Source organism: Staphylococcus sp. HMSC072H03 (genome assembly GCF_001809305.1).
GTDB classification, from domain to species: domain Bacteria; phylum Bacillota; class Bacilli; order Staphylococcales; family Staphylococcaceae; genus Staphylococcus; species Staphylococcus hominis.
This window is the reverse complement of sequence record NZ_KV796867.1, coordinates 75483-99657: the sequence shown is the minus strand read 5'-3', so window position 1 is coordinate 99657 and position 24175 is coordinate 75483. Positions and strand designations below refer to the sequence as shown.

27 protein-coding genes are annotated in these 24175 nt (G+C 32.1%); 8 read left to right on the top strand and 19 right to left on the bottom strand.

The window, feature by feature from the left end; all coding sequences use genetic code 11:
* Positions 1 to 28: 28 nt before the first annotated feature.
* The 6 genes from rpsS to rpsJ form a co-directional block, all read right to left on the bottom strand.
* A complete protein-coding gene (rpsS, locus tag HMPREF2578_RS00965; RefSeq protein WP_002448348.1) occupies positions 29 to 307 on the bottom strand; it encodes a 30S ribosomal protein S19 in 279 nt (92 codons plus the stop codon).
* A gap of 64 nt (positions 308 to 371) precedes the next feature.
* Positions 372 to 1205: a 50S ribosomal protein L2 gene (gene rplB, locus HMPREF2578_RS00960; RefSeq protein WP_002448473.1), complete on the bottom strand. Its 834-nt coding sequence runs from the start codon at positions 1203 to 1205 to the stop codon at positions 372 to 374.
* 36 nt (positions 1206 to 1241) lie between these two features.
* Entirely contained in the window at positions 1242 to 1517 is a 276-nt protein-coding gene (gene rplW / locus HMPREF2578_RS00955) for a 50S ribosomal protein L23 (protein WP_002448403.1), read from the bottom strand.
* Positions 1517 to 2140, bottom strand: coding sequence for a 50S ribosomal protein L4 (gene rplD / locus HMPREF2578_RS00950; RefSeq protein ID WP_002448327.1), 624 nt, complete (start codon positions 2138 to 2140; stop codon positions 1517 to 1519). The genes rplW and rplD overlap by 1 nt, the downstream gene beginning before the upstream one ends.
* Positions 2141 to 2167: 27 nt before the next feature.
* Positions 2168 to 2830 (bottom strand): 50S ribosomal protein L3, encoded by a 663-nt coding sequence (gene rplC, locus HMPREF2578_RS00945; protein ID WP_002448523.1) that lies wholly within the window; start codon positions 2828 to 2830, stop codon positions 2168 to 2170.
* Between the two features lie 27 nt (positions 2831 to 2857).
* Positions 2858 to 3166 carry a 30S ribosomal protein S10 gene (rpsJ, locus tag HMPREF2578_RS00940; RefSeq protein WP_001118666.1) on the bottom strand — a complete coding sequence of 103 codons (309 nt, stop codon included), beginning with the start codon at positions 3164 to 3166 and terminating at the stop codon, positions 2858 to 2860.
* Between the two features lie 385 nt (positions 3167 to 3551).
* Between rpsJ and HMPREF2578_RS00935 the strand changes: the two genes are divergently transcribed.
* Complete coding sequence (locus tag HMPREF2578_RS00935) at positions 3552 to 3944, top strand: hypothetical protein (RefSeq protein ID WP_017174846.1); 393 nt, start codon at positions 3552 to 3554, stop codon at positions 3942 to 3944.
* Between the two features lie 57 nt (positions 3945 to 4001).
* On the opposite strand, the gene HMPREF2578_RS00930 is transcribed toward HMPREF2578_RS00935, so the two are convergent.
* A complete protein-coding gene (locus HMPREF2578_RS00930; RefSeq protein WP_002448576.1) occupies positions 4002 to 5336 on the bottom strand; it encodes an NCS2 family permease in 1335 nt (444 codons plus the stop codon).
* Between the two features lie 112 nt (positions 5337 to 5448).
* Entirely contained in the window at positions 5449 to 7584 is a 2136-nt protein-coding gene (locus tag HMPREF2578_RS00925) for a DNA topoisomerase III (protein ID WP_070508208.1), read from the bottom strand.
* 286 nt (positions 7585 to 7870) lie between these two features.
* Here HMPREF2578_RS00925 and HMPREF2578_RS00920 point away from each other — a divergent pair, with 286 nt between their 5' ends.
* Positions 7871 to 8734: a GRP family sugar transporter gene (locus HMPREF2578_RS00920; RefSeq protein ID WP_017174849.1), complete on the top strand. Its 864-nt coding sequence runs from the start codon at positions 7871 to 7873 to the stop codon at positions 8732 to 8734.
* A gap of 21 nt (positions 8735 to 8755) precedes the next feature.
* On the top strand, positions 8756 to 9547 hold the full coding sequence (locus tag HMPREF2578_RS00915) for a glucose 1-dehydrogenase (RefSeq protein ID WP_070508207.1): 792 nt from the start codon (positions 8756 to 8758) through the stop codon (positions 9545 to 9547).
* A gap of 66 nt (positions 9548 to 9613) precedes the next feature.
* Here the strand turns inward: HMPREF2578_RS00915 and HMPREF2578_RS00910 are convergent, their stop codons facing one another.
* The gene (locus HMPREF2578_RS00910; protein ID WP_048762087.1) at positions 9614 to 10522 is read right to left on the bottom strand and encodes an AEC family transporter; all 909 of its coding nucleotides are present in this window, start codon (positions 10520 to 10522) and stop codon (positions 9614 to 9616) included.
* A 132-nt stretch (positions 10523 to 10654) separates the two neighbouring features.
* Here HMPREF2578_RS00910 and HMPREF2578_RS11100 point away from each other — a divergent pair, with 132 nt between their 5' ends.
* Positions 10655 to 10822, top strand: coding sequence for an SE1832 family protein (locus HMPREF2578_RS11100; protein ID WP_049382611.1), 168 nt, complete (start codon positions 10655 to 10657; stop codon positions 10820 to 10822).
* Between the two features lie 72 nt (positions 10823 to 10894).
* Positions 10895 to 11212, top strand: a complete 318-nt coding sequence (gene mspA, locus HMPREF2578_RS00905; RefSeq protein ID WP_017174853.1) for a membrane stabilizing protein MspA — start codon at positions 10895 to 10897, stop codon at positions 11210 to 11212.
* Positions 11213 to 11279: 67 nt separating this feature from the next.
* Here mspA and HMPREF2578_RS00900 read toward each other — a convergent pair whose 3' ends face one another.
* The 3 genes from HMPREF2578_RS00900 to HMPREF2578_RS00885 all read right to left on the bottom strand — a co-directional run bounded on the left by HMPREF2578_RS00900 (position 11280) and on the right by HMPREF2578_RS00885 (position 17007).
* Positions 11280 to 14453, bottom strand: a complete 3174-nt coding sequence (locus tag HMPREF2578_RS00900; RefSeq protein ID WP_070508206.1) for an efflux RND transporter permease subunit — start codon at positions 14451 to 14453, stop codon at positions 11280 to 11282.
* Between the two features lie 106 nt (positions 14454 to 14559).
* The gene (locus HMPREF2578_RS00895; protein ID WP_049379349.1) at positions 14560 to 15822 is read right to left on the bottom strand and encodes a lipid II:glycine glycyltransferase FemX; all 1263 of its coding nucleotides are present in this window, start codon (positions 15820 to 15822) and stop codon (positions 14560 to 14562) included.
* Between the two features lie 414 nt (positions 15823 to 16236).
* Positions 16237 to 17007 carry a VOC family protein gene (locus HMPREF2578_RS00885; protein ID WP_019834797.1) on the bottom strand — a complete coding sequence of 257 codons (771 nt, stop codon included), beginning with the start codon at positions 17005 to 17007 and terminating at the stop codon, positions 16237 to 16239.
* A gap of 170 nt (positions 17008 to 17177) precedes the next feature.
* Here HMPREF2578_RS00885 and HMPREF2578_RS00880 point away from each other — a divergent pair, with 170 nt between their 5' ends.
* Together HMPREF2578_RS00880 and HMPREF2578_RS00875 are read left to right on the top strand one after the other, a co-directional pair.
* Complete coding sequence (locus HMPREF2578_RS00880; RefSeq protein WP_048682439.1) at positions 17178 to 17621, top strand: MarR family winged helix-turn-helix transcriptional regulator; 444 nt, start codon at positions 17178 to 17180, stop codon at positions 17619 to 17621.
* On the top strand, positions 17608 to 18813 hold the full coding sequence (locus tag HMPREF2578_RS00875) for an MFS transporter (protein WP_070508205.1): 1206 nt from the start codon (positions 17608 to 17610) through the stop codon (positions 18811 to 18813). Before HMPREF2578_RS00880 ends, HMPREF2578_RS00875 begins: the two co-directional genes overlap by 14 nt.
* Before the next feature lie 74 nt (positions 18814 to 18887).
* Here HMPREF2578_RS00875 and HMPREF2578_RS00870 read toward each other — a convergent pair whose 3' ends face one another.
* The 7 genes from HMPREF2578_RS00870 to glp form a co-directional block, all read right to left on the bottom strand.
* On the bottom strand, positions 18888 to 19238 hold the full coding sequence (locus HMPREF2578_RS00870) for a SarA family transcriptional regulator (RefSeq protein WP_017174859.1): 351 nt from the start codon (positions 19236 to 19238) through the stop codon (positions 18888 to 18890).
* A gap of 232 nt (positions 19239 to 19470) precedes the next feature.
* Entirely contained in the window at positions 19471 to 20493 is a 1023-nt protein-coding gene (moaA, locus tag HMPREF2578_RS00865; RefSeq protein WP_070508204.1) for a GTP 3',8-cyclase MoaA, read from the bottom strand.
* A 14-nt stretch (positions 20494 to 20507) separates the two neighbouring features.
* Complete coding sequence (gene mobA / locus HMPREF2578_RS00860) at positions 20508 to 21113, bottom strand: molybdenum cofactor guanylyltransferase MobA (protein ID WP_017174861.1); 606 nt, start codon at positions 21111 to 21113, stop codon at positions 20508 to 20510.
* A 2-nt stretch (positions 21114 to 21115) separates the two neighbouring features.
* Entirely contained in the window at positions 21116 to 21349 is a 234-nt protein-coding gene (gene moaD / locus HMPREF2578_RS00855; protein WP_017174862.1) for a molybdopterin converting factor subunit 1, read from the bottom strand.
* Positions 21350 to 21799, bottom strand: a complete 450-nt coding sequence (locus HMPREF2578_RS00850; protein WP_017174863.1) for a molybdenum cofactor biosynthesis protein MoaE — start codon at positions 21797 to 21799, stop codon at positions 21350 to 21352.
* Positions 21786 to 22277: a molybdopterin-guanine dinucleotide biosynthesis protein B gene (gene mobB, locus HMPREF2578_RS00845; RefSeq protein WP_017174864.1), complete on the bottom strand. Its 492-nt coding sequence runs from the start codon at positions 22275 to 22277 to the stop codon at positions 21786 to 21788. Before mobB ends, HMPREF2578_RS00850 begins: the two co-directional genes overlap by 14 nt.
* Positions 22274 to 23533, bottom strand: a complete 1260-nt coding sequence (gene glp / locus HMPREF2578_RS00840; RefSeq protein ID WP_070508203.1) for a molybdopterin molybdotransferase MoeA — start codon at positions 23531 to 23533, stop codon at positions 22274 to 22276. Before glp ends, mobB begins: the two co-directional genes overlap by 4 nt.
* A 142-nt stretch (positions 23534 to 23675) precedes the next feature.
* On the opposite strand from glp, the gene moaC reads away from it, so the two are divergent.
* Positions 23676 to 24170 carry a cyclic pyranopterin monophosphate synthase MoaC gene (gene moaC / locus HMPREF2578_RS00835; protein WP_017174866.1) on the top strand — a complete coding sequence of 165 codons (495 nt, stop codon included), beginning with the start codon at positions 23676 to 23678 and terminating at the stop codon, positions 24168 to 24170.
* Positions 24171 to 24175 lie beyond the last annotated feature (5 nt).

The following is a 24175-nucleotide window of genomic DNA, read 5'->3' as shown; positions in this document are numbered from 1 at the left end:
GGATATCCTCCTCTACTTATATATATTATTATCTACTAGTTTTTTTATCGTCAGCTGCATGTCCTTTAAATGTACGAGTTGGAGCAAATTCACCTAATTTGTGACCAACCATATCTTCAGTTACATAAACAGGTACATGTTTACGACCATCATATACTGCAAAAGTATGACCGATGAAATTTGGGAAAATTGTAGAACGACGTGACCATGTTTTGATTACTTGTTTCTTTTCACTTCCGTCTTGAGCTTCTACTTTTTTCATTAAATGATCATCAACGAAAGGTCCTTTTTTAATACTACGAGCCATTTGGGCGCCTCCCTTCTTATTGTGTGCGTGCAGCTGTTAAGCCGCACACTCAAATAAGTTGTTATTATTTTCTCTTACGTCCACGAACGATAAGTTTATCAGATGATTTTTTACCGCGACGTGTTTTCTTACCAAGCGTTGGTTTACCCCATGGTGACATTGGAGATGGTCTACCGATAGGAGCACGACCTTCACCACCACCGTGTGGGTGATCGTTAGGGTTCATTACAGAACCACGAACTGTTGGACGGATACCTTTCCATCTTGAACGACCAGCTTTACCAGCGTTAACAAGTTCATGTTGTAAGTTACCAACTTGACCGATTGTAGCACGGCAAGTAGATAAAATCATACGTACCTCACCAGAACGTAATCTGATTAATACATATTTACCTTCTTTACCAAGTACTTGTGAACTTGCACCTGCTGAACGAGCAATTTGTCCACCTTTACCAGGTTTTAATTCGATATTATGAATTACAGTACCAACTGGAATATTTTGTAATGGTAAAGCATTACCAACTTTGATATCTGCTTCAGCACCACTTTCAACTGTTTGGCCTACTTGTAATCCTTTTGGTGCAATAATGTAACGTTTTTCACCATCAGCATATACTAATAAAGCAATGTTAGCTGAACGGTTTGGATCATATTGAATTGAATCAACTTTAGCAGTGATTCCGTCTTTATTACGTTTGAAGTCAATTACACGATATTGACGTTTATGTCCTCCACCATGGTGACGAACTGTTAATTTACCTTGATTGTTACGACCCGCTTTTTTCGGTAGCGGTTGTAATAATGACTTTTCAGGTGTAGTCTTCGTGATTTCAGCGAAGTCTAACGTAGTCATATTACGACGACCATTTGTAATTGGCTTATATTTTTTAAGAGCCATTGTCGCTTACCTCCTTAATGGTAATATTATTTTATTTTAGTTGAATAAGTCGATTGAACCTTCTTTAAGTTTTACAATCGCTTTTCTTCTTTTATTTGTATAGCCTTGATAACGGCCCATACGTTTTTTCTTTGGTTTGTAGTTGATGATATTTACACTTTCAACTTTAACGTCGAAAATTTCTTCAACTGCAATTTTAACTTGAGTTTTGTTAGCACGAGTATCTACGTCAAAAGTATATTTATCTTCAGCCATTGCTTCAGAAGATTTTTCAGTGATTACGGGGCGCTTAAGAACATCTCTAGCTTCCATTATCCGAGCACCTCCTCAACTTTTTTCGCAGCTGATTCAGTAATGATTACACTGTCAGCGCTAGTGATATCTAATACGTTTAATCCTTGAGCAGTACTTACTTGTACGCCAGGAATATTACGTGCAGATAATTCAACATTTACATCTTCGTTTTCTGTTACTACTAACACTTTTTTAGGTTGTTCAAGTGTAGTTAAAACATTTTTGAATTCTTTTGTTTTTGGTGCATCAAAACCAAAAGTATCAACGATTGTAAAGTTGTTTTCTTGAACTTTGAAAGATAATGCAGAACGTAATGCTAAACGACGCATTTTCTTAGGCATTTTGTATGAATAGCTTCTTGGAGTTGGTCCGAAAACGATACCACCACCACGCCATTGTGGAGCACGGATTGTACCTTGACGTGCACGTCCTGTACCTTTTTGTCTCCATGGTTTACGTCCACCACCACGAACAGCTGAACGATTTTTCACTGCGTGTGTACCTTGACGTAAAGAAGCACGTTGTAAATTGATTGCTTCGAAAAGAACACTGTTGTTTGGTTCGATTGCGAAAACTGAATCGCTTAATTCAACTGAACCAGATTTTGATCCGTCTACTTTTAATACATCATAATTAGCCATTATGCTTTTTCCTCCTTTCGCTACTTATTATTTATTACCTTTTTTAATTGAAGATTTAATTTCTACAAAACCTTTTTTAGGTCCAGGTACATTACCTTTTACTAAAATAACATTGTTATCAGTATCAACTTGAACAACTTCTAAGTTTTGAACTGTAACTGTGTTACCGCCCATACGTCCAGGCATTTTTTGACCTTTAAATACTCTTGAAGCATCTGAAGCCATACCTACTGAACCTGGAGCTCTGTGGAAATGAGAACCGTGAGCCATTGGTCCACGACCTTGACCATGACGTTTAATTGCACCTTGGAAACCTTTACCTTTTGAAGTTCCTGTAACATCAATAATGTCTCCAGCTTCAAAAGTATCTACTGTGACTTCTTGACCTACTTCGTATTCATCAACATTAACGTTTCTGAATTCACGAATGAAGCGCTTAGGTGCTGCGCCAGCTTTTTTAGCGTGACCTTCAGCTGGTTTATTTGCATATTTATTTGATTTAGCATCTTTTTTATATGCTTGTTTGTCTGCAAAACCTACTTGGATAGCATTGTAGCCATCAACTTCTTCAGTTTTCTTTTGTAATACTACGTTTTGATTTGCTTCTACTACTGTAACAGGGATTAATTCACCGTTTTCTCCGAATACTTGTGTCATCCCAATTTTTCTTCCTAAGATTCCTTTGGTCATCGAAAGTCCACCTCCTAAATTGATCTATTATAATTTAATTTCGATGTCTACACCAGATGGTAAGTTTAAGCCCATTAAAGCATCAACTGTTTTTGGTGTTGGGTTAACAATGTCGATTAAACGTTTATGTGTACGTTGTTCGAATTGTTCACGAGAATCTTTATCCTTGTGCACCGCACGAATAATTGTATAAACAGATTTTTCTGTTGGTAACGGAATTGGTCCAGATACATCTGCACCAGAACGTTTAGCAGTTTCAACAATCTTTTCTGCTGATTGATCAATTACACGGTGATCATAAGCTTTTAATCTGATTCTGATTTTTTGTTTTGCCATAATTTTCCCTCCTTGTTCGTCTACATTGAAGTGATAGACTTCTCCACGAAAACTATCTCACACAACGCCATGGCAAAGCGGCCGGGTGTGTCAGTAACCTTTCGCTTCATCGCTTTCTTCAAGTCCAACATTAAATATGTTACAAGAAAAACACTGATAAATCAAGGTTTTTCTTTAACTTTTTTTATTTACGTCTAACACATACTTAAGTATTGTACTGGAAATTTTTATGTAGTTCAACCATTTTGAGTAAATTTTTTCCCTTTTTTCTATAAACCTTTATAATAGATATAGAGAGTAATGAATTTTGAAATTATAGCTATACATTTTTAATGCTAATTTATTTTAAAATTCATGAACTTTATCGGAGGTGAATATAATATAAATGAAAAGAAATGTGAAACTTACTTTAGCAATTATTAGTATCTTCTTAATAGCTAGTGAATTTTTCTATGGTATTCCTTTTTTAGGAGGCTCAGTTATTCTTGGGTTTGGTTGGCAACCTTTATTATTAAATGCTTTACTTTATCTTATTTTAGGAATCATTCTATTAGTAGATTCTCAAAACACAATTAAGCCAATGGCAATGATTCCATTTATTGGATTAATTGGATCATTTGTTGCTTTTCTACCTATTATTGGTATGTTTACGCATTGGATACTATTTTTCTTAATGGTATTCTTTATATTTGTTGTACTCAACGCCCCAACTTACATTCCTAATAAAGATTCTAAAGTTATTTATACACAATACAAAAAAGATGATAAAAATAATTAATAATTTCAATATTAAAAAGACACATTTAATTCAAAAATTAAATGTGTCTTTTTATGTCTAACCGTGTACAAACACGAAGTATAAAATAAATAATACCATTAATACATACATGATAGGATGAACTTCTTTATGTTTTTTAGTAATTAACATTGTTATTGGATAGAAGATAAACCCACATGCAATACCTGTAGCAATTGAATATGATAAAGGCATCATAATGATTGTAATGAATGCTGGTACTGCTACTTCAAATTTTTTCCAATTAATTTCAGCAAAGTTTGCCGCCATTAAAATACCAACTACAACTAACGCTGGTGTTGTTACTGCACTTGTAACGACTTCGATTAGCGGACTAAAGAATAATGCTAATAAGAAACAAAAACCAGTTATGATACTTGCAAAACCTGTACGTGCTCCTACTGCAACACCAGAAGTAGATTCAATATAAGAGGTTGTTGTTGTTGTACCAAAAATAGCTCCAACAATTGTAGCAAGCGAGTCTGCAAATAATGCTCTTCCAGCCCTTGGTAATTTATTGTCTTTCATTATACCTGCTTGGGTTGCTACTGCTACTAAAGTACCTGCAGTATCAAAGAAATCAATAAAGAAGAACGTTAAAATAACAATAAGAAATTGGATTGTAAATAATTGGCCTGGATCTTTAAATGCTTCAAAAGCTGCTCCAAATGTAGGTGTAATACTTGGAATTTTACCTACAATACCTGATGGTGTATGAATTTGACCCGTAATCATCCCTACAATTGCAGTTATAATCATACCAATAAAGATTGAACCTGGAACCTTTCTAGCATATAAAATGATTGTTATAGCAATCCCAAATATAGCTAAAAGTACTGATGGTTTAGTTAAATGACCTAATGTTACAAGCGTTGAATCATTTTTTACAATAATACCTGCACTTTGTAAACCTACAAAAGTAATAAATAGCCCTATACCTGCCGAAACCGCCATTTTCATTTCATAGGGTATTGCATTAATAATTATTTCCCTCAATCCAGTTGCTGTTAATATCGCAAAGAATATACCTGAAAATAGCACACCTGTTAAACCGATTTGCCAAGGAATTCCCATTGTTAAAACAACTGTAAATGCAAAGAACGCATTTAACCCCATCCCTGGGGCAAGCGCAATCGGATATCTTGCAATCAGTCCCATGAATAAAGATCCTACAAAGGCTGCTAATGCTGTCGCTACAAAAATGGCACCTTGATCCATTTTCATATCACCAGATATACCTTTAACACCTGCTAAACTTAAGACTTGAGGATTCACGGCTAATATATAAGCCATTGATAAGAAAGTTGTGATACCACCGATGATTTCTCTTTTGTAGTTAGTACCATACTCGTCGAATTGGAAGTATTTTTTCACAGCTTTAAACTCCTTTTTTTGAAATACTTTAATAGTTTAATATTACTTACTTAAAAAAACAATACTAAAAACGAACTTTTATCGACTTATTTCATTATAAGTTCGATTTTAGTTAAATTTTTAAGTTCTTTAATGCATCTTTAAAAGGATTATTATCCAATTCATCATGATTATTCATATATTTTTTCATATCTTTTTTAGAAACTTTACCATTATTTTTATTTTTCAATCGTTGATCCATTTGTGCTTGGGTTTCAGTATGACCGCATACACATCGGTAGACCGCTTCTTTTCCTCTTCCAAACAATGTCATTTTCTTTTTACAGTTAGGACAACGTGCATTCGTTTTACGTTGAATATTCTTTTTTGTATGACAGCTAGGATCTTGACACACTAGCATTTGTCCGTTTTTAGTTTTTACTTTTATCATAAATTTACCGCAATTGGGACATTCAGTAGAAGTTAAATTATCATGTTTATATTTTTGATCACTATGTTTGATTTCCCCAACAATTTCTTTAGTAAAATCTTTCATCTCATTAATAAATTGTTTAGCGTTATATTTACCTTTCTCAATAGAAAGTAATTTTTCTTCCCATTCTGCAGTCATTAAAGGAGAAGTCAGCGCTTTAGGAGAAAGCTCTAATATTTGTTTTCCTTTAGATGTCACTTTTAATTTTCCATCTTTTGATTCTATTGCATTAATATTGAATAGTTTTTCAATAATATCTGCACGCGTCGCTACTGTTCCAATTCCTCCCGTTTTATGAAGGGTATTAGCGTACTTTTTGTCATTCAATTGAATATAATTTTGTGGGTTTTCCATCGCCTTAAGTAAGCTACCTTCATTGAAATATTCAGGTGGTGTTGTTTCATGTTCGCTTACTTTGACTTGTTGTACATGATAGGTCTCATCCTTGCTAAAAGTGATAGTCTTATTAAAAGTTGAATCATTATTACTAAGTGCTTTAAATCCTAATTTACGTGTGACGTTTTTGGCATGTTTAAATTGATATTCTCCTACTTTTAAAATAACCTGTGTCGCTTCATACTGATAAGGATCCATTAATGTTTCTAAAAATCGTTGTGCAACCATTAAATATAGTTTTGTTTCTCTGTTAGTTAATGTATCAAAGTTGGGTCTAATTTCAGTTGGGATAATCGCATGATGGTCTGACACTTTTTGATTATTAAAAATATGCATCTTAGTTGTAAATGACTTAGTCAATAACTGACGAGCATGTGATTTATAATCAGTTGCTAATAAGGCTTGGAGACGTTCTTGTATGGTATCTGTCATATCGTTAGACAAGTAGTTAGAATCTGTTCTTGGATATGTTAATAGTTTATGACGTTCATACAGACTCTGTAAGGTATTTAAAGTTTCTTTGGGTCCCATTTTAAATCGCTGGTATGATGCTTGTTGTAAATCAGTTAAATTATATAAAGGTTTTGCGTAAGATTTTTTTTGATTAATTGAAACATCTTCAATCTGACCTGATTGTCCTTCTATTTTTTTAGACAATTTTTGTATTTCTTCTTTATTAGTAAACCTTTGATTCGTTTGAATATCAAATATAGCGTCATTTACATTTAAAGAAAGTGTGTAATACTTTTGAGGTTTAAAATGATTAATTTCTTGTTGTCGATGATAAACCAGTTGAATCGTTGGTGTTTGTACTCTTCCTAATGAAAGTTGAGCATCATATTTAGTTGTCAGTGCTCTAGTAGCATTAATACCCACTATCCAGTCCGCTTCACTTCGTGCAAGAGCTGCTTGATACAAGTGATTATATTCACGTCCATCTTTTAAATGTTTAAAGCCTTGTTGTATTGCTTTTTTAGTCACCGAACTAATCCATAAACGTTTAATTGGCTTTTTATTTTTTACTTTATCTAAGATGAGACGTGCTACCAGTTCTCCTTCACGCCCAGCATCTGTAGCAATAATAATGTCTTTCACATCTTTATTTAATATTAAAGATTTTACAATTTTAAATTGTTTACTTGTCTTCCCTATGACCACAGTATGCATTTGCTTAGGTAATATAGGTAAATCTTCTAATTTCCATTCTTTATATGTTTTATCATAATGTTCTGGTTGCGCATTTGTTACTAAATGACCTAAAGCCCATGTCACTATATAGCGATGATTTGCAATATATCCATTATGTTTTTCTTTAATATTTAGTGCTTCTGCAATATCTTTCGCTACTGAGGGTTTTTCCGCTAGAATTAATGATTTCATTCAAATTTCCTTTCGCATTCTTACTTTTTATTTTCATACGTTTAATATTGTAACATGTATAGCAATAGTGTTACTTTCCATCTCAACTTATTAATTTAAAGTAAAACCCCTATATTAAATTCAGCTTACTAAAATACTTAGGCTATACATTTTTATAATATTAGTCTTTTATATTTTATAAAAAAATGAGCAATTGCGTTTTATATCAATCACAAATAATATAAAATATTCACCAAGTGTTATGGAAAGGAAAGCACTTATTTTTGAAAAGGAGAGTGAGTAATAAATGCAGATTATTAACATATTAATCGCCTTATTACCTGCATTATTTTGGGGAAGTCTCGTATTAATCAATGTATTTGTAGGAGGAGGTCCATACAATCAAATTAGAGGTACAACGTTAGGTACATTGGTTATTGGTTTAATCTTACTTCTTACAGGTCATGCACAATTTGATAACCCTACTGTCATCATTGTAGGGTTAATTTCTGGTGCAATGTGGGCATTCGGTCAAGGAACTCAATTACAATCTGTTAACCTTGTCGGCGTATCTAAAACAATGCCTATTTCTACTGGTTTACAATTAGTAGGTACAACTTTATTTAGTGCTATCTTTTTAGGTGAATGGAGTACTGGATTACAAGTTACTTTAGGACTTATTGCAATGGTTTTATTAGTAACAGGGATTGCCCTTACATCACTAAAAGGAAAAAATGAGCGTTCTACAAAAGATCCTAATTTTAGTAAAGCAATGGTGATTCTAGTTGTAGGTACATTAGGTTATGTAGGTTATGTAGTAATCGGGAATATATTTGGCGTAAATGGTACTGATGCCTTATTCTTCCAATCAGTTGGTATGGCTATTGGTGGATTTTTACTTTCAATGAGACATGAAACAAATATTAAATCTACCACACTTAATATTATTCCAGGGATTGTTTGGGGAATAGGTAACTTATTTATGTTCTATTCTCAACCTAAAGTTGGTGTAGCAACAAGTTTCTCATTATCACAATTATTAGTTATAGTTTCTACTCTTGGTGGTATATTCTTATTAGGTGAGAAAAAAGATCGACGCCAAATGATTGGGATTTGGTCAGGTATTGCGTTGATTATCATCGCAGCAATTATATTAGGAAACTTAAAATAAGTATATTGAGGAGGTCATACAATGTTTTCTGAATTAGAAAATAAAGTTGTTGTTATTACTGGCTCTGGCAGTGGCATAGGAAAAGCAATGGCGGAAGTTTTTGGTAAAGAAAAAGCGAAAGTAGTCTTAAATTATAGATCAGAAAGTCATATGAAAGAACTTGATGCCCTTCAAGAAACAATCCAAAAATCTGGCGGTGACTCAATTACGATGCAAGCCGATGTTTCAGTCGAAGAAGATGTGAAACGATTAGTAGAAACGGCTGTTAAAGAATTTGGAACAATTGATATCATGATTAATAATGCTGGTTTTGAAAAAGCCACTCCAAGTCATGAAATGTCTATGGCTGAATGGCAAAAAGTTCTTGATATTAACTTAACAGGTGCATTTATTGGTTCACGTGAAGCGGTAAAACAATTTTTAAAAGAAGATAAGAAAGGTATTATTATTAATACTTCAAGCGTGCATGATACCATTCCTTGGCCAAATTACGTTAACTATGCTGCAAGTAAAGGCGGTCTTAAGTTAATGATGGAAACAATGTCAATGGAATATGCCCAACACGGTATTCGTATTAATAATATCTCTCCAGGTGCCGTTGTGACTGAGCATACAAAAGAAAAATTCTCTGATCCAAAAACACGTGCCGAAACATTAGAAATGATTCCAGCTAGAGAAATCGGTGATGCAAAAGATGTAGCAAACGGTGCATTGTTCTTAGCTTCTAATTTAGCTAGTTATGTTCATGGAACAACATTATATGTTGATGGTGGTATGATGAACTATCCTGCATTTATGGGTGGAAAAGGGTAATCATACTATAAAGTAAAAAAGCAAGCGATGATTAAAAATCGCTTGCTTTTTTCATATATATAGTTTTTATACAAAGATAGCTTGATAAATATATATAATAATAATACTTATCACAATAGAAATATTAGTAACCATTCCAACTAATGGCAATGTTTTATATTTAAACTGAATTGAATATGGAATAATTGCTACACCCACAGGAAGTAACCATGTAATTAATAACGTTGTTTTAATCATATCATCCGATGTTGGTAAGAAAAAGTGGACTAATAAACCAGCAATACATCCAAGTCCGTAATGGACAATTAAATATTTCACTGCAATTGGTAAAAATTGTTTTTCAATTCTGAAGCTCAACATAATTCCAAGTAAAATCATTGATAATGGCATGTTCGCTTTAGAAATAATGGTAAAAAAGTCAATTGAAGCTTTTGGTAAATGAATATTAGCCATATTAAGTATAAACATTACAATATAAGTAACGAGTGGTACTGAAGAAATTAACTTTTTCCCTAAAAATTTGAAATTAAATTGATCACTACCTTCACTGTAATAACTACCTACAAAGTAAGTGACTCCAAACATAATAATTGCCCCACCGATATCGGCCATACCAAAATAAATCATACCATTTTCAGGCCAAATTGTTTCTACAAGTGGATAAGCAAATAAACCAATGTTTAATGACGCTGCCATCATACCTACTGAACCCTTGACATGATTATCATATTTTCTAAATAATGCAACCATAATTACTTTGGCTAATATGCCATAGATGAGCATCATAATTGGTAAAATAGAAAATGATAAATCAAGATTCGCACTATTTAAATTGACAATAACTAAAGAAGGTAATGTGACATTCAATACAAGCGTAGACAATACTTGACTATCTGCAGATTTAATAAAGTTAATACGTTTAAGTAAGTAACCTAATGCAATTAACAAAATAATGATTATAAATTGCTCAGTCACAATTCATCCCTTCTTCCCTAATATTCCATTACAACTAATTACTCTAACACAATTAACAGTATTTTTAGAAGTTACTTGTTTCATGCTATAATCATTACTAATCATATTAATAAATAAGGAGTTCGACTAGACATGGACTTAGAATCACAATTAGCTGAGCTTAAATACGATTATATTCGTTTACAAAATAATTTAGAGAAAAAAGAATCACTAAATCAACAGATTGATCCTTTAGTAAAACAATTAGAAGAAATTGAAAAAGAAATTTCAGATATACGTTCAAAATTACGTCAGAAATAATTTTTCAATATATCTAGGCATTAAAGTTCATGAATGCTATGATATTAGTCGTAATAGAAAGGATGTCATCAAGTGAAAATATACTTAATTTTATTACCCATATTGTATCTTATTGTGAGTTATATCAGTATTTTTAAAATGAAATCAATGTTCGTACATATTTTACGTATTATTATGGGAATATTATTATTATTTGTAGTAGCTATCACTACGATCCAATTTCCTAGTGAAAATTGGTGGGTATTTGTTGTATTGCTTCTTCTTGTAGGAAATGTAGAAGTTACAGCTTTTAAAGCACTTAAAAACGATTATAAAGGTGTTTCAATTTTAAATATTATATCTATTATTATTTTTGTAATATATATTATTTTAACTTTTACTATGTATTAATAAAAAAGCAATTGAACGTATGTGCATACGTCTCAATTGCTTTTTTTGACTTATCCTAAATTTATCTTTATTTACGTGTAAGTTTGTTTTTTAAAGTAAAGAGTATTTCATAGATAACTGGCACTACGATTAAGGTTAGTAGTGTTGATGATACTAATCCACCTATGACTGTAGCGGCCATTCCTTTAGAAATTAGAATTGAACTATTTTGCCCAAATAATAATGGTAATAATGCACCGATTGTTGCAACTGCAGTCATCAAAATAGGTCTAATTCGGGTTCCACCCGCTTCAATTAAAGCTTCTTTCATTAACATACCTTGTTGTTCATTTGAAATCACTCTATCAATTAATACAATTGCGTTTGTAACAACAATACCAATTAACATCAACATACCAATTAAACTTGGTACTGAAATGGTTTCTCCGGTAATCAATAATGCAAATACTATACCAATAGCTGTAAATGGTAATGAGAATAGAATTGTAAATGGTGCTAAACCACCTTTGAATGTGATAACCAACACAAGATACACAATAACAATAGCAATAAGCATTGCAAAAGCGAGTTGGCTCATAGCTGTATTAATATCATCTGTTGCACCACCAACATTAAACTTAACGTTATTAGGTTTATCAATTGTATTGATTTCACGCATCACTTTACTAGAAGTTCCACCAACATCAGAAGCGGTAATTTTACCTGAAATTGTTGTAGCATAATCGCCATCTTCTTGAACAAGTTTACTTGGTGTTGTTGTTTTGTTTAGACGTGCAATATCTTTTAATTTAACAGTTTCTCCACTTGGTGCATGTAAGTCGATGTTTTCTAGTTTATTTTGAGACCAATTTGTTTGTTTATTCTGTTTTACTTTTACATCTATATTATTACCATTTTCTTTAACAGTTGTAATTGTTTTTTCTGGTAAGTTCTCATTTAAATTCAATGCTAATTGTGCAGCTGAAATACCTTTATCTGTTGCTTTATTTTGATCTACTTTGATTTCATATTGATCATAGGTTTGTGATAAATCTGAATTGACATCTGCTACACCTTTAATGGATTTCATTTTATTTTCAACTTTAGTTACTGTACTTCTAATTGCATCAGTAGAAGGTCCTTTAACAGTTACGTCCACTGAATTGTTTCCAGCTCCTGTACCTAAGTCTTGATTTTTCCATTTACCTGGGTTTTTCATTTTAGAAAGATGTGTAACCACTTTATCTGGTTCTTCCTCAAAGTGCGGCGTATCCGAATCATATTCCACCATAATAGCCATGCTATTCGTACTTCCCGTTGGATCTGCTGGAGAAGGTCCCCCTACAGAAAATTGAACTGTTTTAACTTTATCTTTACTTTGAAGGTATTTTTGAGCTTTTTCAGCATGTTTAAGTACTGCTTCTTCAGTTTCTCCTGGTTTAGGTGTATAAGTTAACGCTAAAAACTTATCTTCCCCTGTAGAAATATAACTTGTTCCTAATTTAGCTGCACCAATTCCTATACTCGCAATTAATATAACAATACTAATAATAAGAACAAGCCATTTATGATTAAGCGACCAACCAAGTACTCGTTTATATCCCTTACTAATCCCTCCTAATTTATTTTCTTCATTAACATTGCCCTTTATGTTTATTTCATTTTTAAAGAATGTTGAGGCAAGGGCTGGCACAACAGTAATAGAAACAAGAAGCGAAGCCAGTAAACTAAATGTGATAGCTAACGCAAATGGTCGGAACATTTCACCTACTGAGCCGGAAACAAAAGCTAGCGGTAAGAAAACTATAATTGTAACAATCGTAGAAGATAAAATAGGTTTAAATACCTCTCTCGTTGCACTAATAACTAAATTGTTCCCTTTTAATTGTTCACTTGGATCTGATAATCGTCGATAGATATTTTCTACTACAACAATAGAATCATCTATGACCCGACCAATCGCAATCGTCAATGCACCTAAAGTTAAAATATTAAGTGATACATTACTTAATTTCAGTGCAATAAGTGCAATCAAAATAGATAACGGAATTGAAACGATAGATATCGCTGTTGTTTTAATATTTCTTAAGAATAATAAAATAACAATAATTGCGACGATGGTACCTAATGCCGCTTTTTCAATCATAGTATATAATGAATCTTCAATTGGTTTAGCTGTGTCCATTGTTTTTGTAGCTTTGATATCACTATTATTCTTAACAAACTCGTCTATTTTCTTTTGCGTTGCTCTAGCCACTTGAACTGTATTTGCATCTTGTGCTTTCATTACTTGTACGTTCACTGCGTCTTTACCATTTGTTTTTGAAATAGAATCTCGTTCATCGCCCACAGTGATGTTAGCTAAATCTTTAAGTGGCACGCTTGGCATTTGACCATTTGTTCCTTTTAAAGAGCTATTCGTTTGCGATTGACTTGCACTAGATGATTGACTACCTTCTTGGCCAGTACTACTAATACTATTATCGTTAGAATCACTTGATTGTCCTTGGCCTGCTATAGAAAGCGGGATGTTTAAATCTTTTAATGCACTGACTGATTTAAATTGACCATCCACAACAAGGGATTTTTCATTATTTCCAAATTGGAATAAACCGAGTGGTGTTTCTCTTGTCGCTGTCTTAATGTAATTTTCAACATCCTCCGCAGATAACCTTACTTTATCCAATTCCTTTTGTTTAAATTTTAAAGTAACTTGACGTGTAGTTTGTCCATTCAGTTGTGCACTTTGAACACCATCAACAGTTTGAAGTTTAGGTATTAATTGTTCATTAATTTCCTTTGTAGTGGTTCTTAAGTCATTACTCTTATTTGTAAATGAGTAAGCTACGATAGGAAAAGCATCGATAGAATTACGTATTAATTCTGGTTCGCTTACTCCATCTTTAAAATCGATTTTGTCTATTTCTTTTTTCAGTACTTCTTCAGCTTTATCCATGTCAGTTCCGTTGTTATATTCAACTTTCACAATTGAAGCATTAGGTATCGATTGTGTTTCTACACTTTTTACATAAGCGAGTGATCTGACTTGTTTATCAATTTTCGAGCTAATTTCACCTTGTGTCGTTTGAGGTGTAGCGCCTGGCATCGTCGTTTGGACAGAAATAATTGGGTTTTCAACATCAGGTAATAATTCTAATTTAAGTTTAGCACTTGAATATATGCCACCTATAATGACTAAAAGAACCATTAAGAAAATAGCAAACTTATTACCTAATGAAAATTGAAGCATTTTTTTAATCATTTAATTACTTCTCCTATAATAAGTTATTAATATTGGTAAAAAAATCTGAACGTTTCTTTATAGAATCGTTCAGATTAAATACTGTATCTACAATACTGTAAATTAATTATTTACGTTTTAATTTGCGAGAGAGTTTAATTTTGGCTTTTGTAAGTCTTGGTTTAACTTGTTCGATTAATTGATATAACGGCTGATTTAAGACATAATCAAACTCACCAATTTTTTCACTTAAATAAGTGCCCCATACACGTTTAAAAGCCCATAATCCATAGTGTTCAGAATCTTTTGATGGATTATTATCTGTGCCACCAAAGTCATACGTTGTTGCACCATGATCTCTTGCGTATTTCATCATTTCATATTGCATATGATGGTTCGGTAAGAAATCACGATAATCATTTGAAGAAGCTCCATATAAGTAATATGATTTTTTACCTGCAAACATAAGTAATGCGCCTGATAAATATACGCCTTCTGGATGTTCTTGATTTAATCTTTCTAAATCTTCTTTTAATTCAGTTGTCTTAGAAATCTTATTTTTTACATCATTTAATTTGTTAGCTGTTTTTTTATCATTTGGACGTGCTTCTGACTTCGCTTCTAGTTTAGCTTTTTCTGCTTCTTGAGCTTCTAGATCTTTATTCGTTTCATCAAGCACTTGTTGTGGCTCTAATTTCACTAAGAATAATTCTGCATCCCCATCTTCATGTAATGAGTCATAAATATTCTCAAAATAGCTAATATCACGTGTTAAGAAGCCATCACGTTCACCCGTAATTTGCATTAATTTCGCAAATGTTTTAAGCCCTTCACGATTTGAGTGTTCAACTTTAGTACCTCGTTTAAGCGCCAATCTAACTTTAGAACGATTACGACGTTCAAAGTTTTGAATAATTTCATCATCCGTCTTATCAATAGGTGTAATCATTGTCATACGAGGTTGAATATAGTCTTTTGATAATCCTTCTTTAAACCCTTTATGTTTAAATCCAAGCATTCTTAAATTTTTAAGTGCTTCTGTGCCATGTTCTACTTCAACATCTGGATCAATCTTAATCGCATACGCTTTTTCTTCTTTAGCGATTTTTTTTGTTTCATTTAAAAGTGCTCTCAGTACATCTCTATCATTATAATCGGCTACGAATCCACGTGATACGTAGCATAATGTAAATGGTAACTTCGGTATCTTTTTAAATAATAACTGTCCTACACCTTTAATTTCACCATTTTCACCTACTGCCACACGTTTTGAATACCATCCAGTTAAGCGCTTTGTCTCTGCCCACTTTGTCAGTTGCAATAAATCACCATTCGGATGAGTTTTTACAAATTCGTCATGTTCCTGATTTGTGATATTCATCTTTTCCATGCTATATAAAACTCCTTTATCTTTGCATTACTTATCATTATACATTGTAGATTTGAGAGTGTCGACAAACTCATAATAGAAGTTGAATTTTCTTCAAAAAGCTATTCTTTTTGTTATACTTAATGAATGAAAAACACTACTATTTTTTATTAAAGAGGTTTTTAAAATTGAGAAATATAATTTTACTTATATTTATTGTATGTAATGCTATTGCAATAATTTATACAATGGCTCATCCTTTAACTATAAATTTTTTTAGTCTGAGAGTGATGTTTGTCGCTTTATCACTTGTACTTACCATTTTATTTATATTATTAAAAACAAATCGTTTTTCTTTAATATTAAGCTTAATCTCTCTAGTACTAGTTTTTATTCATATTGCTTTTATCGCACATAGTACTTATACCTATCTATTTAATTAGTTCCTTCATTCGGTTCGAAACGATATTTGGCTCCTTTAATAATAATTGAATAAGGAGTCGTAGTTTCATTATCTTTAAAAACAATGGTATTGTATCCAGATTGAGCCGCATCTTGAATCCGATAAACGATAGTATCCCCCTCTAATTTTAAGTCAGTGTAGTTCTCATTTTCTTCTATAATGTCCATATTAAACCAGCTTTGCCACTTAGTTAAGGTTTTAGAGCGTTTAGAACTATCTATAATAATTTTATCAATTTTAAATTGTTTCTGAAAAAATGAGTCTAAATTTTGCATATGATCGACTTTATTTTTATTCCACTCAATAAAAAAAGGTGGCCTAACCATATAGTCGGGATCAGCGATATAGAGTAACTTCCATCTTATCTTTTCACCCTTTTTATCTTCTCTGTCCATATGTATAGGACCAATCGTATCAATATGACGTTCGTTTAAAGATTGTTTTACCCTCTCTATATCTTCCGTTCTAAATGCCATTGTTTTAAATCCTTGCTTAAAATCATCTTGAACAATTTTCGTTGCAAAAGCGACTCTACCCTCTTCAGTTTTAGCTTCTTTCTTTAACTTTTCGACATCTTCAACATCTAAGAGTTCGATGTAATTTCCATTTATATAAGTTAAACGATTGAAAGTGCCATATTGATGATGCTTGCCTCCAGAATGAATTTTTAATAACTCACCTGGATATTTAAATCCTTTTAATTGATCGACGTAATGAATCATATGATCAAATTTCAACTTCATTTATCAATATCCCCTTTACTAATTTAAACTTAATTGTATTTTAACAAATTTCACTACACTTTACTCTATAACTTATATTTAGTGTTGAAAAATGAATGAAATCGGCGTATAATATTTTTCGTCATCAATTAGTTAGCCTTGCTAACTATTTTTGAGGGAGATAATTCAAAATGCTCACAAATGAATTTTTTAATAGTTTTATTGGTATTTATCGTCCTTATATTAAACGTACTCAATCTATATTAGATCAGTTTGGTCTACATACAGGTCAGTGGTTAGTGCTTAAAGATATTGCTACATATGACCAAACGACTTTAGTTCAAATATCTAAACGTCGTTTTATTGAAAAACCAACTGCGCGTAAAATTATTAAAGTACTATTTGAAAAAGATTTACTTTTGGTTACTCCAGGTACTGACAAACGTGAAAAGCTATTAAGTTTATCTGAAAAAGGACAGCAATTATTTGAGAACATTAATGCTTGTATTACACCTATTCAAGAAGATTTAATCCATCAATCTAATATATCTAATGATGATTTGGATCACGTCATAGCAATTATGAAAAAATTACATAACACATTATTGAAGGGGGATCCTCATGAATCAGACTAGTACTACTAAACAACCTATTTTTACTAAAAGTTTTACGATCAATTTTATGATTAACTTCTTTGTTTATTTGTGTATGTACTTATTATTAGTTATCATCGCTGATTATTCTAAAACATCCTATCATGTGTCGGACAGCTTATCTGGACTTGTTGTAGGACTATTTATTATCGGATCATTGATAGGACGTTTTGAAACGGGAAAGTATGTCAATCGTTTTGGTCCTAAAAAGATTTTAATTGCTGGTTTAATTTTTCTAATCATTACTCAGTTACTTTATTTTATCCCAGGATCGATAACCATCTTGATGTTAGTACGACTCCTAAATGGAATTGCTACAGCTATCGCAACGACAGCTACAGGTACAATTGCTGCACATGTTACCCCTGTAGAACGTAAAAGTGAAGGCATTAGCTTATTTTCACTAAGTCTTGTTCTTGGATCAGCCATTGGTCCTTTCTTTGGAATTTTATTATTGAAATCATTCTCAATTAATTTACTATTTCTTATCTGTCTTATACTAGGAATTGCAAGTTTAATTGTTTCAGTCTTTATTAAAATTGACTTTAATCCTACTAAAAATGCAATTGATAGAAAAGTAGCCCAAGCTTCTGGTTTCAACATTCATAATTTCATTGCTAAAGAAGCTGTACCAGTAGCAATTGTGATGATGATTATCGGGTTGAACTATGCTTCAATCCTAACATTCTTAAAATCTTTTGCTGAGCAACGTCATTTGTTAGAAGCATCTAGTTATTTCTTTATTTTCTATGCGGTCGCTTCATTAATCACTCGACCTATTGCTGGTAGGATGATTGATGCAAAAAATGAAAATGTTGTGGTTTATCCAGCATTTCTTGCCTTAATTATCACATTTGTTTTATTAGTATTTAGCTATAATGGTTGGGTATTATTACTTGCTGGCGTGTTCTTAGGTATTGGCTATGGAAATCTCTCTTCTTCTATGCAAGCCATTGCAATTAAAGTGTCACCTTCAAGTAAATATGGAATTGCAACTTCAACTTACTTTATTGGATTAGATATTGGTATTGGTTTTGGTCCATCGTTGCTTGGATTATTTACAGGTTCAATCACGTATACTCAAGTTTATTTCATTATGGCTATTGTAGCCGCTTTATGTACGGTACTTTATTTAATTGTTCATGGTAGAAAAGTGAATGGTAATACGTATTAATCTTTCATTTAATATATAAAAAGAAGCACCCCTATGATTCGTTATAGAATATTAGAGGTGCTCTTTTTATTTAATTAATTTGCAATACTAATAGCTTCAATTTCATTTTTCATTTTATCTAATACTTTTTGTTGCGACGCATTAAAGAAATAAAATACTTGTCGTTCATCTGTTTCAGAACGTAATTTAGAAATTAATTCTTTCTTGTAAATTTTGCGGATGATGACGTCAATTTTACTTGTATCCCATAACATTTCAAAATGTAATGTATCGCGTAACTCTTTTCCGCTAATTTTTTTACCTTCATACACTTTAAATAAAACAACAAATTCCTCAATAGAAATTTTATACGTCATTTTCAACCAATGCTTCAATTGACTAAGTTCTCTTTCCGCTTCAATAAAGCGAGTCACTTTATTATTCATAGTACATGCCTCCAAAGTTGATTCTAAGTTGTATAAATACATAATATAATAAAATTGCTTAATTTAATTATATAACATATGCACAATTTAATCTATTACAAATATTAATTTATATCTGTTTAGTGATTAATATAAATTACTTTGAAATTATTAAAATTAATTAAAAATACTATCAAATTAAAATACAGAAGTAAGTGATATCACATATGATTATCACTTGCTTCTGTATAGATTAACCACCAATATAATTCATATTAATTTTCTTTCGTTGTCGATTTCTTACTGTTTGTTCTGTTCGTTCATCTGAATAACGATCATCACGTGCTTGCCATAATGAAATGAGCGTGTCTTTTAATTTTTGATGTGTAGCACCACTACGCAATAATGATTTAATATCAAAACCATCAATCACACTAAATAAACATCCATAAAATTTCCCATCAGATGATAATCTTGCTCTTGTACAAGTAGAACAAAATGAAGCTGAAACACTTGTGATTAGACCAAACTGTGCACCATTATCTTTATGTCTATAATATGTGGCAACTTCACCAAAATATTTAGGTGGAAGAAGTTCTATATCAAACTCTTCTTCAATAGTAGATAGCATTTCTTCTTTCGTAACAACTTTACTAAAATTCCAACCATTATCATTACCTACATCCATAAATTCAATGAATCTTATTTGAATATGTTTATCTTTAAAATATTCAATCATAGGTAGGATTTGATCATCATTAATTCCTTTTTGTATCACTACATTTACTTTTACATGAAATCCAATAGATATTGCATAATCAATTTGTTGCAAGATGGTAGAAGCTTTAATGTTACGGTTATTGATTGCTTGAAATACTTCATCATCAATTGCATCTAAACTTACATTAATTCTACGCAATCCTGCATCATACAACTTTTGACCATGTTTTTTTAAAAGTAAACCATTAGTGGTCATACCAATATCTTCAATACCTTCAATATGATTAAGTTTTTCAATTAATTTATATAAATCACGTCGTAATAAAGGTTCTCCACCAGTAATTCTTAATTTTTTCACGCCTAATTCAGCATAAACTTTGGCAATTGTTGTAATTTCATCAAATGTAAGTAATTCCTCTTTAGGTAAAAAAACAAAATCATCACCAAATATTTCTTTTGGCATACAATAATCACATCTGAAATTACAACGATCTGTTACAGAAATTCGTAGATCTCTTATAGGACGTCCTAATTTATCTTTAATTTGGATCGTCATTAACGTGTCCCCCTTTAATCATTAATCTGATGAAGTAAAGTATTCAAATCATCTTGATAATTAATATTTTTAGACCAATTTTTTAAAGGCTGAACCTCTTTAGTATCTAGAAAACATGTTATCACATTTTTATATACATGCTGTAAACTATAATCATTAGAATTGAGTGCTTTTTCAATATTCGAAATGACTCCTCGACTATAAAAAGCAATGGTCGGTATAGGTTTATCATCGTCTGAATAAGCTATAATATCGGCTTGATGTTCCATACGCTGTGAAATTGTAAATTGATATAGTTGACTTATTGCTTCTTTAGTAATCATAGGAGTATCTACAGAGACCACAAAAAATAATTCTTCATTATTATAATGTTTCATAACTGTGTAGATTCCTGATAACGGGCCTTTATCTGCATGTGTTTCTTCATCTACCATAATATGTTTATACTCAAATTCATTCTTAAGTTGTTTGTTTGTACTTATAATAATATCGTCAAATAAATTCGTTTCTGTTAATGTGTTAATAATTCGTTTATAGAACATTTCCCCGTGAATACAAGCAAATGCTTTAGGACTACCAAAACGTTTAGAGTGTCCCCCAGCTAGAATAATTGCTTTCATATTTAACCACCACTAACTGGAGGTATTAACGCAACAACATCATCTTGCTTTACAATATCATTAAGTTGAACAAATTCTTCATTTACAGCTACTTGAAATTTTTTATCACGAATGGATGGGTGACGTTCAAATAATAATTCTTTAAACGTTTCTACTGTAATATCTTCTATTAAATCAATGTCTTCTGAATTCATTTCTAATATTTCTTTTATTTCTGCAAAATATAATACTCTCATTTAAGCCTCTCCTTTAGTTGCTTGACTATAATCTCCTCTTTGATGTCCTTGCCATTCTGCACCGTCTTCCCAAATTTCTTTTTTCCAAATTGGCACAACTTCTTTAATTCTTTCAATCGCATACTCATTTGCACGATAGGCATCTTTACGATGTGGCGAAGAGACAGCAATCAATACTGCAATATCAGAGATTTGTAGGGGACCAATACGATGTACAATCGTTGTTATCGTTCCTGGCCAACGCTGTGTAATTTCTTCTCCAATTTGTTCTAGTTTTTTTTGAGCCATTGGAACATAAGCTTCATACTCAAGATATTCTGTTTTCACCCCTTTAGTCCATTCGCGAACATGACCTGTAAATACAACAACAGCTCCTTGATGTTCATTTAAAGTAAATGTTCTATATTGTTCGGGCTCAATTGGATTCGTCACGATTTCAAATTGTTTCATTTTTATGTTCATCCTTTCGTTTCATCCATTTTAGTAACCATTGCTCATAGTTTTTTAAAGCATTCTCATTATTATAATTATAAAAATATTGAACATGTGTAAGAAGTCTCAGTTCTTCTAATTCTTCTTGGGTTTTATATACCACTATTTTGTCATAATCCTCATTTTTAAACCCTTCAACTAAAATAACGTCATAACTAATAGTTACACTTTCTTTTATCAGTTGTTCAAGCGACGGCTGATTTCTACGTGTTACTGTTTGTTGATAAGCAGATCCTTGAACAATACTCTGATCTGCACCAGCTTCAAAATGTTTCATATGATCCACATTAGATGATTGAAGTGTAATATCATCTTTTTCATGTCCGTGATGTTTAATCGTCACAATGTGATAGCCTTGAGATTTTAAAAATGTAATAGATTGTTGTAACAACGTTGTTTTACCCGAATCTTTAAAACCAACTATTTGTAAAATCATAATGATAGTTCCTCTTCGAAAACATTCGATTCAGTTAAAATAACATCTACCGTATGGCCGGCTTTAAATCCTCTTGTACCCCCTGGCAACATAATCATTGCATTACTATGTGCTATTGCTACCACAGCACCCGATTTATTAAATCCGGATGGAACCACAGTCGCACAATTATGAGTAAAAGATGCAGTTGCTCGAATAAATCTTGTAAATGGATTGGCTTTCGCAAAATCTTCCATTAATGTTGCTTTCACAACTTGAGGGTAAACTGCTTTGGCTTGCATCATATGTTGCACTGCTGGTTTAACAAATAATTCAAAACCAGTAAAACAAGCCGATGGATTCCCTGATAAACCAAATAAATACGTCTTATTTGCAACTGCCACAGTTGTCACACTTCCAGGACGCATCGCAATTTTATTAAATAACACTTCTGCTTGAATTGCTTTGTATATCTTTGGTAAAAAGTCATAATCTCCTACCGAAACGCCTCCAGTAGTAATGACAATATCATGATCTTTCATTGCTTTAGTGATGACTTGAATACTACTTTCTAAGTCATCTTGTTGTATACTATAAGGCTCTATCGTTAATCTCATTTTATCAGCTAACGCTTGTATCATCGGACCATTAGAATTTCTAATTTTTCCTGGTTGTAATTCTTCGTCTACATTCAATAATTCGCTTCCAGTAGCAATAACTGCAATACTTGGTTTTAAAAATACAGGCACTTCTGTATAACCATAGGTCGCTAGTACTGCAATAGCTCCAGGATTAATGACTTGTCCTTTTTTTAAAACGATATCTCCTGTTTTAGTTTCTTCTCCTTTTAGCGACACATTTTCATTCTCTTCAAAAGGTTTTCTAATCGTAAATGTATCTCCATTTTCCACAGTTTGTTCAAACATCACTACTGCATCTGCACCCTCAGGAATTTGAGCGCCTGTCATAATACGAACTGCTTCATTTTCTCCAACTGTTTTATGAGATACTGTGCCTGCACCAATATGATCTATCACTTTAAACGTTTTACGATTTTTTGAAAAGACACCAGCCGAATCTTCACTTCTTATAGCAAAACCATCATACGGCGATTTATTGAAACGTGGTATATCATAAGTTGCTACAATGTCTTCTGCTAAGACATATCCTAAACTGTCCTCTAATGATATATTATTTTGTTGAGTATATATATCTTGTTTTACAATACGTTCAATTGCTTCTTTAATAGGTATTGGTTTTCTTTTTTCAACTACCATTTTATCAACTCCAATTACACGATAAATTCATGCTATACTATTTTATAAACTCAGTAAGATAATGATGTACTCATTAAAAATAAATGTTTATAACTTTATTTATATGTTATGATTTTTTAGATATTTCTATAGGAGGCTATTTATGTCAAATTTTACACATATCAATCATCAAGGTAATGCAAAAATGGTTGATGTTTCTAATAAAAGTATTACAAAACGTATCGCTAAAGCGCATTCAAGCATCACAGTGAATGAGACGATTTACCGTCAAATTATAGACAATACAAATAAAAAGGGTAATGTACTTAATACTGCTCAAATTGCAGGTATAATGGCTGCTAAAAATACATCGACTATTATTCCTATGTGTCATCCATTGCCCTTAACTGGAATAGATATTGAATTCTCTTGGAATCAAGCAAACACACCACGCCACTATCAATTAAGCATTACTGCTACGGTTTCTACTACAGGTAAGACTGGTGTTGAAATGGAAGCTTTAACAGCTGCTTCAGTTACAGCTCTCACAGTATACGATATGACAAAAGCAGCTGATAAAGGAATGATCATTGGTGACACATACCTTGAATCAAAATCTGGAGGTAAATCTGGAGATTATCACCGTCAATTAGATTAATCTTT

What these genes read in the sequence shown, in the direction of transcription:
- rpsS (WP_002448348.1), bottom strand. Translation starts at nt 307, where the DNA reads ATGGCTCGTAGTATTAAAAAAGGACCTTTCGTTGATGATCATTTAATG.
- rplB (WP_002448473.1), bottom strand. Translation starts at nt 1,205, where the DNA reads ATGGCTCTTAAAAAATATAAGCCAATTACAAATGGTCGTCGTAATATG.
- rplW (WP_002448403.1), bottom strand. Translation starts at nt 1,517, where the DNA reads ATGGAAGCTAGAGATGTTCTTAAGCGCCCCGTAATCACTGAAAAATCT.
- rplD (WP_002448327.1), bottom strand. Translation starts at nt 2,140, where the DNA reads ATGGCTAATTATGATGTATTAAAAGTAGACGGATCAAAATCTGGTTCA.
- rplC (WP_002448523.1), bottom strand. Translation starts at nt 2,830, where the DNA reads ATGACCAAAGGAATCTTAGGAAGAAAAATTGGGATGACACAAGTATTC.
- rpsJ (WP_001118666.1), bottom strand. Translation starts at nt 3,166, where the DNA reads ATGGCAAAACAAAAAATCAGAATCAGATTAAAAGCTTATGATCACCGT.
- HMPREF2578_RS00935 (WP_017174846.1), top strand. Translation starts at nt 3,552, where the DNA reads ATGAAAAGAAATGTGAAACTTACTTTAGCAATTATTAGTATCTTCTTA.
- HMPREF2578_RS00925 (WP_070508208.1), bottom strand. Translation starts at nt 7,584, where the DNA reads ATGAAATCATTAATTCTAGCGGAAAAACCCTCAGTAGCGAAAGATATT.
- HMPREF2578_RS00920 (WP_017174849.1), top strand. Translation starts at nt 7,871, where the DNA reads ATGCAGATTATTAACATATTAATCGCCTTATTACCTGCATTATTTTGG.
- HMPREF2578_RS00915 (WP_070508207.1), top strand. Translation starts at nt 8,756, where the DNA reads ATGTTTTCTGAATTAGAAAATAAAGTTGTTGTTATTACTGGCTCTGGC.
- HMPREF2578_RS11100 (WP_049382611.1), top strand. Translation starts at nt 10,655, where the DNA reads ATGGACTTAGAATCACAATTAGCTGAGCTTAAATACGATTATATTCGT.
- HMPREF2578_RS00900 (WP_070508206.1), bottom strand. Translation starts at nt 14,453, where the DNA reads ATGATTAAAAAAATGCTTCAATTTTCATTAGGTAATAAGTTTGCTATT.
- HMPREF2578_RS00895 (WP_049379349.1), bottom strand. Translation starts at nt 15,822, where the DNA reads ATGGAAAAGATGAATATCACAAATCAGGAACATGACGAATTTGTAAAA.
- HMPREF2578_RS00885 (WP_019834797.1), bottom strand. Translation starts at nt 17,007, where the DNA reads ATGAAGTTGAAATTTGATCATATGATTCATTACGTCGATCAATTAAAA.
- HMPREF2578_RS00880 (WP_048682439.1), top strand. Translation starts at nt 17,178, where the DNA reads ATGCTCACAAATGAATTTTTTAATAGTTTTATTGGTATTTATCGTCCT.
- HMPREF2578_RS00875 (WP_070508205.1), top strand. Translation starts at nt 17,608, where the DNA reads ATGAATCAGACTAGTACTACTAAACAACCTATTTTTACTAAAAGTTTT.
- HMPREF2578_RS00870 (WP_017174859.1), bottom strand. Translation starts at nt 19,238, where the DNA reads ATGAATAATAAAGTGACTCGCTTTATTGAAGCGGAAAGAGAACTTAGT.
- moaA (WP_070508204.1), bottom strand. Translation starts at nt 20,493, where the DNA reads ATGACGATCCAAATTAAAGATAAATTAGGACGTCCTATAAGAGATCTA.
- mobA (WP_017174861.1), bottom strand. Translation starts at nt 21,113, where the DNA reads ATGAAAGCAATTATTCTAGCTGGGGGACACTCTAAACGTTTTGGTAGT.
- moaD (WP_017174862.1), bottom strand. Translation starts at nt 21,349, where the DNA reads ATGAGAGTATTATATTTTGCAGAAATAAAAGAAATATTAGAAATGAAT.
- HMPREF2578_RS00850 (WP_017174863.1), bottom strand. Translation starts at nt 21,799, where the DNA reads ATGAAACAATTTGAAATCGTGACGAATCCAATTGAGCCCGAACAATAT.
- mobB (WP_017174864.1), bottom strand. Translation starts at nt 22,277, where the DNA reads ATGATTTTACAAATAGTTGGTTTTAAAGATTCGGGTAAAACAACGTTG.
- glp (WP_070508203.1), bottom strand. Translation starts at nt 23,533, where the DNA reads ATGGTAGTTGAAAAAAGAAAACCAATACCTATTAAAGAAGCAATTGAA.
- moaC (WP_017174866.1), top strand. Translation starts at nt 23,676, where the DNA reads ATGTCAAATTTTACACATATCAATCATCAAGGTAATGCAAAAATGGTT.